This window comes from Yinghuangia aomiensis (genome assembly GCF_039542225.1).
In the GTDB taxonomy this organism is placed as follows: Bacteria; Actinomycetota; Actinomycetes; order Streptomycetales; family Streptomycetaceae; genus Yinghuangia; species Yinghuangia aomiensis.
On record NZ_BAABHS010000014.1, the window covers coordinates 1 to 14713 of the forward strand.

The window sequence follows — 14713 nt, forward strand, 5'->3', positions numbered from 1 at the left end:
CACGTGTCTTCTCGGTCGAAGCACAGGATCAGGCGAAGGCCGCCCACATCACCGGGATCAACGAAAACCCAGACAAGCCAAGCCACTTGCTGCTAAAGAGCAACCCCAAGGTTAAACGACAAGCTGAGTACCTGTTCCTAATCCCCGTATCCGCTGGTCAGGGCGTTGACGCGGCGATGGGGGCACCCGGAAGCGTTCGCGGCGGTCACCGTGACCGTTCCGCTAACGAAACTCCTGGGGGATCTGAGGCCGGTAGGGCAGAGCGAATCGGTGATCGTGATCACCGTGGCCCAGGCCGTCCCGATGGCCATCGGGCTGAGCCGTCTTCCGGCTCCTACCAACCTACCGAGATCGCCGGCGGCAGGGGATTGAGGAACAGGTACTCATCTGCTCTTCTCGGGCGCTTTCGCCAGGCCTTGCTCGGTAGCGGCCACACGGGGGTGATCGGTCCGGGCCGAAGCGACGGGCGTGCGGGCGGCGAGGACGCCGAAGCCACTGCGAGAATCCGCATCCAGTACGGGAAAGACCGGCCCGCGGCTGGCCAGGACACCGAAGCCCGCCGTGACTGCGTCCGGGAACCGCTTCTGCTGCGCGTTCATGCGGGTTGCGTCCAGCAACGTCTCCCACACGTAGCGCTCAGTCACCGCGGGGGCGCCCCATACCCGCGCGGCTTCGTTGGTCAAACGTGTGAAATACGGGAGATGCACCTTTAGGTCCGCGAGCGCAGAGACATGCTTCTCCGTGGCTTGCGCCCACCCGGCGAGCTTTTGGGTGGCCCGGTGTGTGACGGCGTATCGGTACCAGGCGTGGACGTCCTCTTTGAGGGTCGGGCGCAGGTGGGCGGGGGCCGCGCGTGTGTGGGCGTCGAGGATCTCGGCTTGTTTCGCGTCGCCGTATCCGCCCCAGTACAGCATGGTCGCGAGGGCGTGGCGGGGGTCTTGGCGGCTGACCAGTTCGACGTCGAAGAAGAACGGTTCCCACTGCCCGCCGTCTCTCACGCCCAGGTTATCGATGTGCAGATCGGGGTGTGCGGGTGCGAGCGGGGCGTCGGTGAGCCGGTCGAGTGCCTGGCGGGCGTAGCGTTCCGGGTCGGCGGGGAAGCCGAGCCTCCGGGCGATGAACTCCGAGTGCTTTGTGGACTCGTCGAAGTACATGGCGATCGTCTGTACGTGCAGCGCGGTGTATTCCGCCAGGGTCGTCGGTGCCCGCCGTATGCCGGGGGCGTGCGAGCTGCCCGCCGCGAGCCGCCGCACCATGGGATCAGGAAGCGATTCGACATGGGGGAGGTCTACGTCCTGGAGGTCCCTCCAGAACCGGGCGACCTGCTCGAAGTAGGCCCGTGGAACCTCGTCGACACTCGCTACCAGGCCGGCCTTGACGACTTCCCTCAGTGTCTGGGCTTCCACCCAGTTCTGTATCAGGAAGCGCCTGTCCGGGTCCGCGTACAACAGCTCAGGAACCCGGCCCCGCATTCCGCCCAGAGCGCGGAGAACCGCCGCCTCCGTATGCAAACGCCATGCATACGGGGATTTTGCGACCGTATCCAGCGGGCGGCGGACGTTGAAGTCGTCAACGCGGATATTCGTGTTGAAAGAGCCGGACAGTGCCTGTTGGGGATGGGCCTGTCGTATCGCCTCCGCCCTGCGGTCGAGCTCCTGGGCTTCATCCGAGCCGATGACCGGCGCGTCACTCATACGCACATCTAACCTCGTGACGGCCCGTCAGCTTGCTGACGGACCGTTTGTGTCGATGGTTGTGGGTGTTTCCGGTGCGCGGGTGTGTCTGTGGCCCCGAGGCCCGGTTGGCGCGTCGGGTAGGCGCCGGGTCCCAGGGTCGGGGCGGGGTGAGGCGGTGGGTCGGGGTGTCGGACGCTGCCGGTTAGCCGGGATGCGGGAGGGACCCCAGTCGTTCGACGGCCCCGGTGATCAGGTGGCCCCAGGGCCAGTGGCTCGGGAAACGCAGGATTCTTTCGGCGGCTGGTGGTGACCGCTTGGGCGGCGGCGGAGAACAGCCGTGGGCGGAGCTTCTTCGGTTCCCAGCGGCGGACTTGGCCGGTCGGGGCGAGTATCGGCATCCAGGCGAGCAGGTCGAGCGCGAGGGAGACGATCTCCAGCCAGGCCTGGTTCTGCGCGGCGTGGTGCAGAGGCAGGTTGCGCAGGCCAGTGTCGCGTGCGTTGCGGATGCGGTCCTCGGCGCGGGCCCTCAGCCGGTGAACTGCTGTCGAAACCGCTGCTCTGCGACGTGAACAGAGCCACATTGAGTACTCGCGGTGGACGGCGTCCCGGTGGCCGGCCGAGCGGCGGCAGGCCGGGGTGTCGTTCAGGTTTCCGAGCCGTGTCGTCCTGGCCGCCTCGATGTTCCTTGCGGCAAGCTGCGCAAGCGACGACGAGCCGGACGCGCCTTCGGCTCCGGCCGCGGCAGCCTCCGGAGGCGCCAGCGCCGCTCCCGGCGGCGGGTCCGACGCGGGAAAACCCGACACAGGGAAACCGGTCTCCGGGCTGCCGCGCGCGGGCTCGTTCGAGGAAGTCGCGGCGCTGTTGAAGCCCGCGCTCGGCGCATGCGAGCGCATGGACACCACCGGCCCGGACACCAAGCTCGACCAAGCCGACCAAGTCCGCGGGGGCAAGCAGAAGGCGCTGTGCTGGTACGGCAGGCAGCAGTCTCCGTGTCGATCCTCCTCGTGGACGCGGACAACGCCACGTTGGAGGCGTTCCACAAGGAGAACGACACGTACTCCAGCGAGCGCATCGGCATGGGGTTCACCGTCAGGCTCGTCGGCACCGCCAGCGCCCAGGTCAAGACCACCGCCGAGCAGCAACTGACCTCCACCGGGCTGCCGTTCCTCAACTGCGAGCAGGACTTCGCCCCCCACGACGGCGTCAAACTCATCGAGGCCAAGACACCCGGCTGCCGCTACACGCCCACCCCGCGCATCCGACCGCCGCACCAACGCACATCCAGAGCGACCCGGATCGGATCGACACTCCCGAAACCTCGCCCTCGCCAGCGGACAGGTGCTATGGGGACGCAGTCGTCGACTACATCCCCAGGCTCCTGTCCCGAGTGTGCTGAAGAACTGGGGCGTCACGGTCGAGCAAACCCAGCTCCATCGTCCCGCCACAACCATCACACGCCTCCGCAGCGGAGCCCTCGACGTGCGAATCCTCGTCTTCCGACTCATCCACGTCCATGCGGTCCGCCTGACCAGCTTCTCGGACTAGCGCTGGGTTCAGACACAGGTACTTAAACGCCCGAGTACGAGTGCAACCCGTTCACGAAGATGTTCACCACGTAGTAGTTCACCAGGAAGCACGAGAACGCCACCAGCGACAGGTACGCCGCGTTGCGCCCCTTCCACCCGCCGGTCGCCCGCGCGTGCAGGTACGCCGCGTACGCGACCCAGGTGATGAACGACCAGGTCTCCTTGGGGTCCCAGCCCCAGTAGCGGCCCCACGCGACCTCGGCCCAGATCGCCCCCGCGACCACCGCGAACGTCCACAGCGGGAAGATCAGCGCATTGACCCGGTACGCGGTCTTGTCCAGCGACACCGACGCCGGCAGCCGCTCCATCATGGTGTCCCACTTGCGGCGCACCGGCTGCGCCGCCTTCATCCGGGTCTCGTAGCTGTCCTTGAACAGGAACAGCAGCGACGCGAGCGCACCGATGTGCAGCGCCCCGAACGACACGATCGCCGTCGACACATGGATCCACAGCCAGTACGAGTGCAGTGCCGGCACCAGCTGCTGGCTGTCGGTGTAGAGCACGCCGACCGCCAGGCCCAGCGTGCACATGACCGGCAGCACCACGAACAGGCCGAGCCACCGCACCGGGCGCAGCATGAGCGTGACGAGGAACGCCGCCACGGCCATCAGCGCGACCGCGGTGGAGAACTCGTACATGTTGCCCCACGGCGCCCGCTTCACCGCGAGGCCGCGGGAGAGGATCGTGCCGAAGTGCATGAGGAACGCCACGACGGTGAGCGCGACGGCGATCCGGCCGAACCGGTCCGAGCGTTCGTCGCCGCCCGTCACGTCGCCCCGGTCGTCCGCGGCGTCGCTGTCGTGACCGCCGCCGCGCACCACGACCACCGGGCGGGTGGCGAGGGCCACACCGCCGCCGCCTTCCGCGGCCGCCTCGACGACCGCCGGAGCGGGTGCGGCCACGGCGGTCCGCGCCGCGGTGAGCGCGGCGGACTGCTGGGCGACGCGGCTGCGGCCGCCGAAGACCCACTCGGCGCAGAAGGCGAAGAACGCCAGCACGTACACGGCGATCGCCGAGTACATGAACCAGTTGCTCAGGTGCGCCAGATTCTCGTTGACGGCGTCTACCGCGCCAGTACCGTTCGGGGGCACGCCTATTCCTCGTCCTTCTTCGTCGTGTCGGCGCCCGCGGCGTCGGCAGTTTCAGCGACAGGTGCCGAAGCCCGCAGATCGTCCACGAGAGCCTGCACCTCTTGTCCCAGACCGCCCCCTTCGGTACGGGTCAGTCCGGCGACCTCCACGACGGTACGCCCGTCGGGTCCGGCGACCGCACGCACCCACATGCGGCGGCGGCGGATGAACAGCGACAGCACCAGGCCCACGATGGCGGCGCCCACGCTGTACAGCGCGAGTTCCTTGCCGGGCTCCTTGCTGACCTGGAAGTTCGCCCACGGCTTCACGCCGTTGAAGCGGATCTGGGTGCCGTCCGGCAGCGTCTGCACGTCGCCGGGACGCATGCCGACCGCCCAGGGCTGCCCGTCCGTCTTCTTGAACTGCTCCATGCGGTCGGTGTTGAGCCGGTAGATCGACTGCGGGACGCCCGCGTCGACGCCGAGGCTGCCGTGGAACGCGGTGATGATCAGCGACGGGTCGTCCAGCGCCGGGAAGATCGAATGCCAGCCGCGCACCGCGTCGACGGCCGTGGTCGGCGTGAAGATGCCGTCGAAGCCGATCTGCTGGAGGCCGCCGCTGACGTCCGGGACCTTGATGACACCGGTCGAGGTGCGGTTGCCGTCCTGCGGGAGGAACACCACGGGGCCGCTGAACGCGACCTTGCCCTTGGCGTCGGTGACCGTCACGTCCGGCGCGTAGCCGGTGGCCAGCAGGTACACCCGGGTGCCGCCGATGGTGAGCGGCTCGTTGACCTTGATCTTGCCGGACTTCGTCGCGCTGTCCGGGTCGCCCTGCCAGTACGAGATGGTGGCCTCGAAGCCGCGGGCGGCGCCGCGCTGCGTGCCCAGGCGCTCGAAGGTCTGGTCGAGCTTGGTCAGTTTGAAGCCGAACGGCTCCATGTTCTTGGTGTCGAACCAGGGGCCGGACTGGAAGTCGTCGTACTGCGTGAGGCTGTTCGCGAAGCCCTCGTTGCCGCCTTCGACGAGGATCTTGTTGCCGGAGCCCTTGTAGACGGTGCCGAGGAGGAACGCGAGCAGCACGAAGACCAGCGCGACGTGGAAGACGAGGTTGCCGGTCTCGCGCAGGTAGCCCTTCTCCGCGGCGACCGAATCCGCCGACGGGGACAGCCGGAAGCGGCGCCCCTTGAGCTTGGCGCGCGCCGCCTCCAGCACCGCGTCCGGCGCGGTGTCGGTCTCCCAGCTCGCATACGCGGGCAGCCGGTCCATGTTGCGCGGCGCCTTCGGCGGGCGGCCGCGCAGGACCTTGGCGTGCGCCCACGCCCGCGGCACGATGCAGCCGACGAGCGAGACGAACAGCAGCAGGTAGATCGCCGCGAACCACCACGAGCCGAAGACGTTGAACAAGTCGAGCTTGTCGTAGATCTTCGCCCGCGTCGGATGGTCGCGGAACATCTGGTTGACCTTGATCGGACTGACCGGCCGCTGCGGGATCAGTGATCCGGGGATCGCCGCGAGCGACAGGAACAGCAGCAGGATCAGCGCGACCCGCATCGAGGTCAGCTGCCGCCACGTCCAGCGCGCCCAGCCGCCCGGGCCCAGCTTCGGCTGGACGATGTCGTCGTGGTCCGCGCGCGGCGCCGTGGACATACCGGCGTCCGCGTGCTGCACGTCCACCGCGTCCGCGGCAGGGGGCACCCGCTCCGCGGGCTCTTCCGTCCCGGGGGGTGGTTCGCTGTGCGGTTTGCCGGAGTGTGTCTCGATTGTCACGGCGTCAGATTCCGATCTGATAATCACTGACCCAGGTCTGCATCTGGCGGATGATGTGGTCCCACACCCCGGTGACCATGAGCAGGCCAAGAGAGACCAGGAGTCCGCCGCCGAGCCGCATCACCCAGACGTAGTGCCGCTTGACCCAGGCGAACGCGCCGAGCGCCTTTCGGAAGGCGAGCGCTGCCACGAGGAACGGCACGCCGAGACCAAGACAGTACGCCACCGTCAGCACGGCGCCGCGGTTCGCACTGGCCTCGTTGTACGACAGGAAGAGCACCGAGCCGAGCGTCGGCCCGATGCAGGGCGTCCACCCGAGCCCGAACAGCACGCCGAGGACGGGCGCGCCGATCAGGCCGAGCGTCGGCCTCTTGTGGATGCGGAACTCGCGTTGCATGCCGGGGAGGACGCCCATGAAGGACAGGCCCAGCACGATCGTGACACCACCGAATATGCGGGTGAGCATCTTCTGGTGGTCGAGCAGGGTGTTGCCGAAGAACCCGAACGCGGCGCCCATGGACACGAACACGGCGGTGAAGCCGAGCATGAACAGCAGCACGCCGGCGACCAGCCGGCCGCGGGCCGCGTCCTTCAGGTCGGCGCCGGACACGCCCGTGACGTACGAGAGGTAGCCGGGCACCAGCGGCAGCACGCACGGCGAGAAGAACGAGACCAGCCCGGCGAACAACGCCAGCGGTATGGCGAGCAGGAGCGACCCGCTCATGATCGTGGAGTTCTGCGCCGCGGCGACCAGCACGACGTCAGTTCCCGTTCAGCAGCGGGTCGATCATCGAACGCAGGTCGGCCTCGGTCACCGCGCTCAGTGCGCGCGCGGCGATCTTCCCGTTCTTGTCGATCACCAGCGTGCTGGGGATCGCCTGCGGGTTGAGGTTGCCCTTGAACTTGAGGATCTGGCGCCCTTCCGGATCCCAGATGCTCGGATAGGTGATGCCGTAGCGCTCCTCGAACGACTTGGCGTTCTCCTGCGTCGAGTCGCGCGTGTTGATGCCGAGGAACACGACGCCGGAGTCCTTGGTGGCGTCGTACACCTTCTGCAGGTTCGGTGCCTCGCCCCGGCAGGGCGAGCACCACGAGCCCCACACGTTGAGGACGACGACCTTGCCCTTGAAGTCCGCGAGGGCGACGTCCTTGCCGTCCAGGGTCTTGCCGGACACCCCGGGCGCGTTCTCGCGCTTGTCCGCGGAGACCCGCTTGATCCCGTCCCCGGACACGTAGCCCTGCTGGTCGCCGCTGGTGTTCTTCCCGCCGCCGCCGGACGAGCATCCGGCGAGCGCGGTGGCGGCGGTCAGAACGGCGGCGACGGCGACGGCGGCGCGGCGACGCGGGCTACGTGTGAGCATGTGAAAAGTTTCGCATGGGGTATTCCGGCCCCTGCACGGGGTCCGGTCGGGCTGCGGTCAGGCCCCGAACTGCTTGGCCTGGGCGGCCAGTTTCGGGGGGAGGAGGTCGCGGGCCGGTTCGCTGTAGCCGACCGAGACGATCTTGTCGCCTTCGTAGGTGAACGTGGTCAGCGACGCGAGGGAGCACTGGCGCTTGCGCGGGTCGTGCCACAGGCGGCGGCGTTCGACGAAGGAGCGGGTCACCCAGATCGGCAGCTGGTGGCTCACGCAGACCGCCTCGTGGCCGCGGGCCAGGTCGCGGGCCCGGCCGAGAGCGCCCATGACGCGGACGACCTGCTCGATGTAGGGCTCGCCCCAGGACGGCTTGAGGGGGTTGCGCAGGTACTTCCAGTACTCCGGCTTGCGCAGCGAGCCGTCGCCCACGCCGAAGGTCTTGCCTTCGAAGATGTTCGCGGCCTCGATGAGCCGCTCGTCCTCGGCGACCTCCAGGCCGTGCCGGGCGGCGATCGGCGCGGCGGTCTCCTGGGCGCGCTCCAGGGGCGAGGCGACGACGTGCGTGATGTCGCGCCCGGCGAGGTGGTCGGCGACGCGCTCGGCCATCTTGACGCCGAGTTCGGACAGGCGGTAGCCGGGCAGGCGCCCGTACAGCACGCCTTCCGGGTTGTGCACCTCACCGTGGCGCATCAGGTGGACGATCGTGACATCGTGCGAGGAACGGCCGGCCATGCTCAGTTGCCCTCCGGGGTCGCCTGGGCCGCGGCGCGGGCGGCCTGCGGCAGCGCGTCGAGGATACGGTCGAGAGCGGCGTCGTCGTGCGCCGCGGACAGGAACCACGCTTCGAAAGCGCTCGGCGGGAGGTAGACCCCGGCGTCGAGCATCGCGTGGAAGAAAGCCGAGTAGCGGAACGCTTCCTGGCCGCGCGCGTCGTCGTAGTCCCGCACCGGCGTGCCGGTGAAGAAGACCGAGAACATGTTCCCGGCGTTCGAGACCGTGTGCGCGACGCCTTCCTTGGCGAGCGCCGCGGACACCGCGTCGCGCAGCGTCGCGGAGGCCCGGTCGAGGTGCGCGTAGACGGCGTCGGTGCAGTTCCGCAGGGTGGTGACGCCGGCCGCGGTGGCGACGGGGTTCCCGGAGAGCGTGCCGGCCTGGTAGACGGGCCCGGCCGGGGCGAGGTGCGCCATGACGTCGGCGCGGCCGCCGAACGCCGCCGCGGGGAAGCCGCCGCCCATGACCTTGCCGAAGGTCAGCAGGTCGGGGGTGACGCCCTCGATGCCGAACCAGCCTGCCTTGGACACCCGGAATCCGGTCATGACCTCGTCGGACACGAACAGCGCGCCGTGCGCCCGGCACAGTTCCGCGAGGCCGGCGTTGAAGCCGGGCGCGGGGGTGACGACGCCCATGTTGCCGGGGGCGGCCTCGGTGATGACGCAGGCGATCTCGGCGCCGTGCGCGGCGAAGGCGGCCTTGGCCGCGTCGAGGTCGTTGTAGGGGAGGACCAGCGTGTCGCCCGCCTGTGCGCCGGTCACCCCGGGGGTGTCCGGGAGGCCGAAGGTGACCAGGCCGGACCCGGCCGAGGCGAGGAGCGCGTCGACGTGGCCGTGGTAGCAGCCGGCGAACTTGACCACCTTGGCGCGGCCGGTGAAGCCGCGGGCGAGGCGGATCGCGGACATCGTCGCCTCGGTGCCGGAGGTGACCAGCCGCACCTGCTCGACCGGCGCGATGCGGGCGACGATCTCCTCGGCGAGTTCCACCTCGCCTTCGCCGGGGGTGCCGAAGGAGGTGCCGCGGGCGACGGCGGCGGTGACCGCGTCGACCACCGCGGGGTGGGCGTGGCCGAGGATCATCGGGCCCCACGAGCACACCAGGTCGACGTACTCGCGGCCGTCGGCGTCGGTGAGGAAGGGGCCGCGGCCGGACGCCATGAAGCGGGGCGTCCCGCCGACCGCGCGGAAGGCCCGGACCGGGGAGTTGACGCCGCCGGGCGTGACCGCGCGGGCGCGGTCGAAGAGCGCCTGCGAGGCGGGTGCGTCGGACGGGTAGGACGGGAGGTCGCTGACTGGGCTCACCCCGCCATGGTCTCACTGCGCGCGCGGAGCCCGGACCGCCGCTCCCGGTGCCGGGTCACACGTGTCGGCATGCCGCACCCGAACCCGCCTCCCCGCGCACGCCTCTGGCGCGTCCCGGCCGGATGTCTCCGTCGATGTCGGCAAAATCAACCCGCCGGGCGACGACTACAGCCCGGAACAGGTCGGTATTATCAGACGATCCGTCATCTGCCGTCACGTGAGTCCCACACTCCCCGGCGGCCGGGCGGTCGGGCATGGGCGGCGCGGGTTTCAGGGCAGTTTCAGGGCAGGCGGGGTGCGCGTGGCGGGCAGGACGCGGACGGGCGTTTGGTCCGGTGGTCGAGGACGTCTCGCGACGGGTGCGGCGCTGGCCGCGCTGCTGATGGCGGCCGCGACGGCCTGCGGCGGCGACGGCAAGGACGGGAAGGGCTCCGCCGCGGGCGGGGTCCGCGGTGCGCTCGACCGGGTCGCCGACACCCCCGACACCCGCGCGTGGTTCACCTACGCCGACCTCGCCGGGCTGCGCGCCGCCAACGGCGACGCGGGGCGCCTCGGCCCGTACGCGCAGATCGCCGGCCTGGCGGAGGACTGGAAGTTCGCCGACCGGCTGCCGCCTGTGTACGGCTTCGACCCGCGCGACGCCGACCGCACGTGGACGGCGGGCACCGCGCCGAAGCAGGCCACCGTGCTGTCCGGCGGGCTCAAGCTCTCCGTGGTGGAGGAACGGCTCGCCGCCGCGAAGGCCGCGCGGGAGCACACCGCCTCGGCCGGCACGCAGTGGCGCACCGCGCCCGACTACCAAATAAGCCTGGAGACCGCCGCGGTGCCGGAGGCGCTCGCCGCGTTCAACGTGGTGCGGGTGGACGGCGCGACGCTCGTGCACGGCGGCGGCGCGGCGGAGGTCGCCGCGGCGGACACCGGGAAGGGCAAGACACTGGGCGACGCGGAACCGTACACGTCGTTGGCGGCCTGCCTCGGCGACGTGCTGGCCGCGGAGATCGCCGGACCGCGGCCGGACGGCGGCGGCGCGGCGCCGATCGCGGTCGGCTTCCGCGGCGCGAAGGGCCGGCCGGTCACGCAGGTGCTGTGCCTGCCCGGCAGTTCGGCGCAGAACCTGGACCGGGTGCGGGAATTCTTCGCACCGGAGCACCGCTTGAAGAACGGAATGCCGTGGGGCGAGGCGGTGTCGGACATCGGGGTGGAAGCGGTCGGCGGTGCGGTGCGGGTGACCGCAGTGGGCCGGAACGATCGCTTCCGCATCTTCGACCAGGCTTTGCAGCAAGGCGAGTTCGCCGAGCTGACGACGGCCGCGGGAGGTCCCTGACGCCCCATCGGGAATGCCGGTTCCCGGCGGTGAGGAGTGGTGCACACCTGTTACCTAACCTTCGTGCCCGACACCCCTCCGACCTGGGACGATCATCCGTGGGACGCCCTCCCGGCACGTCCGGGCGCCCCCACCCCCCAGCTCACGGCAGCACGGTTCACCGCGGCAGCGGACACGGCGGCACAGGACACGGCAGCACAGTGCACGGCATGCAGGCACGGCAGTACGGCGGAAGTTCGAAAGGAGGCGGCCGGTGGGAGTGACGTACGAGTACTTCGGCGCGCCGGACCGCGCCGCCGCCGCTCGGGTCCCTCCGCTCATCGATCCCCTCGACCCGTACGAACCGCGCGAACGCCCCAGCAACTCCTACATCAGCAACGTGAAGCCGGAGACGGTCAGCGCGATGGTGCTGTCGCTGCTCGGCGACACCCCGCGCGAGGCCACGCCGCCGCTCGAACTGGTGGTGCTGCACCCGGCGCACGCGGTCATGCAGTTGCCGCCGATCCTGCTGGAAGTGCTGCGGAACGCGACGGACGAGGAGTTGGGCGCCGCGGCGTTCATCTGGTCGACGGTGCCGGACCGACGGATCCCGCGGGACGCCTACCTGCTGTACCGCATGCTGCACGACTGGACCGCGTTCGCCCATGAACTCCACCGCGCGGGCGACCAGTTGTACTGCCTGATGCATTCGTGACATACGGCTGACGCCGCCCAGGGCGCCTTCCCCACCGGGAAGGCGCCCTTTTGAGGTACCGTCAAAAAACTTGGCTAACCCACTTGAGTTATTAAACCGCCCGCTTTAACGTCTGGCCATGAGCGAGCCGCCGACGAACCTCGACACCGCCCTCGACAGCCTCGATGCGGTGGGATCCGGCCGCGGCGCCGCCGCGCGCCTCGGCATGATCGAGGTCGCCGAACGGCTCTTCGCGGAACGCGGCGTCAACGGCGTGTCGCTGCGCGAGATCGGCACCCAGGCCGGCCAGCGCAACACCGCCGCCGCGCGCTACCACTTCGGCTCCAAGGAAGCCCTGGTGGACGCGATCTTCCGCTACCGCATGGAACCCATCAACAACCGCCGGCTCGCCTTCCTCGACGAACTCGACCGGGACGGCCGCGGCCACGACCTGCGCGAACTCGTCGAGGCGTACATCTACCCGCTCGCGGAAACCGTCGGCGATCCCGGCAGGCCGACCTGGTACCTGCGGTTCTCCATGAACGCGGGCCTGCTCGAAGGCATCGCCGCCACCGACCTGGGCCGCGAGGCGTGGACGCGCGGCGTGCACGTCGTCCGCACCCGCCTCGCGGCGCTCTTCACCGCCGGCCCCGACCCGCTGCCCGCCGAACTGGTCGACGAACGCTGGTCGCGGCTGGCCGGCTACGTGGCGCACGCGCTCGCCAACCGCGAAACGCTCATCCAGTACGGCCGCGCCACGACCTTGACCGACCGTCAGGTCTTCCTGTCCGACCTGACCGACACCGCCGTCGCCCTCGCCGCCGCGCCCTCCTCCGCGGAGACCCGTGCGGCCCTGCACCGACACCGGAGGACCGCCTCGTGACCACAGCCCCCACCACCGCATCCGAACTCGGGCTCGACATACGCCCCATGGCCGGCCACATCGGCGCCGAAATCCTCGGTGTCGACCTGTCGCAGCCGCTCACCCCCGAACTCGTCGCGGAAATCCGCGCCACGCTGCTCGCCTGGAAGGTCGTGTTCTTCCGCGACCAGGACCTCACCCAGGCCCAGCACCTCGCCTTCGCCCAGGCATTCGGCGAACCGACCAAGGCGCACCCGACGCTGCCGTCGCAGTTCCCCGACTACCCGCAGATCCTGCTGCTGGACAACCAGCAGATGGGCGGCGGCGGAGGCATGGGCGGCGGCGGCACGGTGGAAAGCCGCTGGCACACCGACGTCACCTTCATCCCCGCCCCGCCGATGGGGTCGATCCTGCGCGGCGTGGTCGTACCGCCCTACGGCGGCGACACCCAGTGGACCAACCTCGTCGTCGCCTACGACCGCCTGTCCGAGCCGGTCAAGGCCATGATCGACGGCCTCCACGCCGTCCACCACAACGCGCTGCCCATCAAGCGCGGCGACCTGCCCAGCAAGCTCGCCAAGCAGTTCCTCGGCGACGGCCTCCGCTCGGTCCACCCCGTGGTGCGCGTGCACCCGGAGACCGGCGAGAAGATCCTGTTCGTCAACCCGAACTTCACCAGCCACATCGTCGAACTCTCCCGCAACGAGAGCCGCCACCTCCTGGCGATGCTCTACGAGCACCTGACGGACGCCGAGTTCACCGTGCGCTTCCGCTGGCAGCCGGGCAGCATCGCGTTCTGGGACAACCGCTCCACCTCGCACCTGGTGCCCACCGACATCCCGGCCGGCATGCACCGCTCCATGCAGCGCATCACCATCGCCGGCGACCTCCCCAAGGGCCCCGACGGGTTCGAGTCCCACGCGCTCGACAGCTGACCGATACCGGCCGGCGAACGGCCGGCAACCGGCCGGTCGCGGGCCGGGCCGGGCCCGCGAACAGGGGTGCGGGGTACGCGCGGGAAGCGCGTACCCCGCACCGCAGCACGTTTCCCGCCCGATAATGACGCCGTGGCCCTCTCCAAGTCCGGTACGGCCCAGGCCGTGCAGTCCTCGGAACGCGTCTCCACGCTGGAGCTGTTCTTCGACCTGGTCTTCGTCTTCAGCGTCACGCAGTTGTCCGCCGCGGTCTCCCACGACCTCAACCTGACCGGCATCACCCGCGTGGTGATCATGCTCGCCGCCCTGTGGACGCTCTACAGCGGCTTCGTGCGGATCACCAACGCCGCCCCGCCGAGCACCCCGCTGCGCCGCGGCCTGCTGGGCATCGCGATGGCCGGATTCCTCGTCGTATCGCTCGCCATTCCGCACGCGTTCGACGACGACGGCAGCTCCACCGTGTTCGGCTGGGGATATCTGGCGGTGGCGATCGTGCACGTCGCGATGTTCCCGGCGTCGGGTGCGAGCCGGGCGGCGCTGCTGCGCGTGCTGCCGTTCGACGCCGCGTCGGCGGCGCTCGTCGTCACCGGCGCCTACCTCGAAGGCACCCTGCAGCTCGCGCTGTGGGCGGGTGCCGCGGGCGTCCAACTGGCCGCGCCCCACCTCACCGGCGCGCTCGACTTCCCGCTGACCGCCGGGCACTTCGTGGAGCGCCACGGCCTGGTCGTGATGATCGCGCTCGGCGAATCGGTGATCGCGATCGGCGCGGGCGCGCAGGCACTCGACCTCGACCTCAAAGTCATCGCGACGGCCGTGCTCACCCTCGCGCTGGGCTTCGCCTTGTGGTGGGCGAACTTCGGCGACGACGAAGACGCCCGCGCCACCGCCGTGTTGGACGCGCTCCCGACCCGGTCGCGCAACCTGCGCGGCCTGACCGTGTTCGGCGTCGGCCACTATGCGCTGCTGCTCGGCATCCTGCTGTTCGCCGCGGGCGTCAAGAGCGCCGTCGCGCACCCCGCCGACCGGCTCAACGCCGCGCAGGCGGTGACGCTCGCGGGCGGCCTGGCCCTGTTTCTGGCCACGAACGTGGTCACCCGCTGGACGTTCGGCATCGGCCCGAACGGCTACCGGGTCGCCGCGGTCGTGTCGCTCGCCGCGACGATTCCGCTGGGCATGTTCGCGTCCGCGCTCGCGGAGACCGCCGCGATCGTGGCCGTGCTGACCGTCGCGGGCGCGATGGAAGCCCAGCGCTATCCGGACCCGGACACCGCCGGGTGACGTACGGCGCCGGGTGACGTGGGGGCCGGGTGACGTGGGGCGCCGGGCCGCGAACTGCCGTGGCCTGCGGTGGCATCCCGGGTCGGAAGCAGCCCGCCGACCGCTCCCGACCC

12 protein-coding genes and 1 pseudogene are annotated in these 14713 nt (G+C 70.2%); 5 read left to right on the forward strand and 8 right to left on the reverse strand.

Annotation, left to right across the window (positions count from 1 at the left end):
* Positions 1-383 precede the first annotated feature (383 nt).
* The 8 genes and pseudogenes from ABEA93_RS20025 to hemL form a co-directional block, all read right to left on the reverse strand.
* A complete protein-coding gene (locus ABEA93_RS20025) occupies positions 384-1694 on the reverse strand; it encodes a phosphotransferase family protein (protein WP_345677004.1) in 1311 nt (436 codons plus the stop codon).
* Positions 1695-1878: 184 nt separating this feature from the next.
* Positions 1879-2212: pseudogene (locus tag ABEA93_RS20030) on the reverse strand (transposase); the annotation flags it as partial.
* Between the two features lie 1031 nt (positions 2213-3243).
* Positions 3244-4284 carry a c-type cytochrome biogenesis protein CcsB gene (ccsB, locus tag ABEA93_RS20035; RefSeq protein WP_345677199.1) on the reverse strand — a complete coding sequence of 347 codons (1041 nt, stop codon included), beginning with the start codon at positions 4282-4284 and terminating at the stop codon, positions 3244-3246.
* A 71-nt stretch (positions 4285-4355) separates the two neighbouring features.
* Entirely contained in the window at positions 4356-6101 is a 1746-nt protein-coding gene (resB, locus tag ABEA93_RS20040; RefSeq protein WP_345677005.1) for a cytochrome c biogenesis protein ResB, read from the reverse strand.
* A 4-nt stretch (positions 6102-6105) separates the two neighbouring features.
* A complete protein-coding gene (locus ABEA93_RS20045; protein ID WP_345677200.1) occupies positions 6106-6825 on the reverse strand; it encodes a cytochrome c biogenesis CcdA family protein in 720 nt (239 codons plus the stop codon).
* Between the two features lie 37 nt (positions 6826-6862).
* Positions 6863-7462 carry a TlpA family protein disulfide reductase gene (locus ABEA93_RS20050; protein WP_345677006.1) on the reverse strand — a complete coding sequence of 200 codons (600 nt, stop codon included), beginning with the start codon at positions 7460-7462 and terminating at the stop codon, positions 6863-6865.
* A 57-nt stretch (positions 7463-7519) separates the two neighbouring features.
* Positions 7520-8188: a histidine phosphatase family protein gene (locus ABEA93_RS20055; RefSeq protein ID WP_345677007.1), complete on the reverse strand. Its 669-nt coding sequence runs from the start codon at positions 8186-8188 to the stop codon at positions 7520-7522.
* 2 nt (positions 8189-8190) lie between these two features.
* Positions 8191-9528 carry a glutamate-1-semialdehyde 2,1-aminomutase gene (gene hemL, locus ABEA93_RS20060; protein ID WP_345677008.1) on the reverse strand — a complete coding sequence of 446 codons (1338 nt, stop codon included), beginning with the start codon at positions 9526-9528 and terminating at the stop codon, positions 8191-8193.
* A 301-nt stretch (positions 9529-9829) separates the two neighbouring features.
* Between hemL and ABEA93_RS20065 the strand changes: the two genes are divergently transcribed.
* The 5 genes from ABEA93_RS20065 to ABEA93_RS20085 all read left to right on the forward strand — a co-directional run bounded on the left by ABEA93_RS20065 (position 9830) and on the right by ABEA93_RS20085 (position 14600).
* Positions 9830-10852 carry a hypothetical protein gene (locus ABEA93_RS20065; RefSeq protein ID WP_345677009.1) on the forward strand — a complete coding sequence of 341 codons (1023 nt, stop codon included), beginning with the start codon at positions 9830-9832 and terminating at the stop codon, positions 10850-10852.
* 253 nt (positions 10853-11105) lie between these two features.
* Positions 11106-11546, forward strand: coding sequence for a hypothetical protein (locus ABEA93_RS20070; protein ID WP_345677010.1), 441 nt, complete (start codon positions 11106-11108; stop codon positions 11544-11546).
* A gap of 118 nt (positions 11547-11664) precedes the next feature.
* On the forward strand, positions 11665-12408 hold the full coding sequence (locus ABEA93_RS20075) for a TetR/AcrR family transcriptional regulator (RefSeq protein WP_345677011.1): 744 nt from the start codon (positions 11665-11667) through the stop codon (positions 12406-12408).
* Positions 12405-13322, forward strand: a complete 918-nt coding sequence (locus ABEA93_RS20080) for a TauD/TfdA dioxygenase family protein (RefSeq protein ID WP_345677012.1) — start codon at positions 12405-12407, stop codon at positions 13320-13322. Before ABEA93_RS20075 ends, ABEA93_RS20080 begins: the two co-directional genes overlap by 4 nt.
* Positions 13323-13454: 132 nt before the next feature.
* The gene (locus ABEA93_RS20085) at positions 13455-14600 is read left to right on the forward strand and encodes a low temperature requirement protein A (RefSeq protein WP_345677013.1); all 1146 of its coding nucleotides are present in this window, start codon (positions 13455-13457) and stop codon (positions 14598-14600) included.
* Positions 14601-14713: the final 113 nt, after the last annotated feature.

Excerpts from the sequence above, each read along its gene's own strand:
- ABEA93_RS20025 (WP_345677004.1), bottom strand. The coding sequence starts at position 1,694 with ATGAGTGACGCGCCGGTCATCGGCTCGGATGAAGCCCAGGAGCTCGAC.
- ccsB (WP_345677199.1), bottom strand. The coding sequence starts at position 4,284 with ATGTACTCGGCGATCGCCGTGTACGTGCTGGCGTTCTTCGCCTTCTGC.
- ABEA93_RS20045 (WP_345677200.1), bottom strand. The coding sequence starts at position 6,825 with ATGAGCGGGTCGCTCCTGCTCGCCATACCGCTGGCGTTGTTCGCCGGG.
- ABEA93_RS20050 (WP_345677006.1), bottom strand. The coding sequence starts at position 7,462 with ATGCTCACACGTAGCCCGCGTCGCCGCGCCGCCGTCGCCGTCGCCGCC.
- ABEA93_RS20055 (WP_345677007.1), bottom strand. The coding sequence starts at position 8,188 with ATGGCCGGCCGTTCCTCGCACGATGTCACGATCGTCCACCTGATGCGC.
- ABEA93_RS20075 (WP_345677011.1), top strand. The coding sequence starts at position 11,665 with ATGAGCGAGCCGCCGACGAACCTCGACACCGCCCTCGACAGCCTCGAT.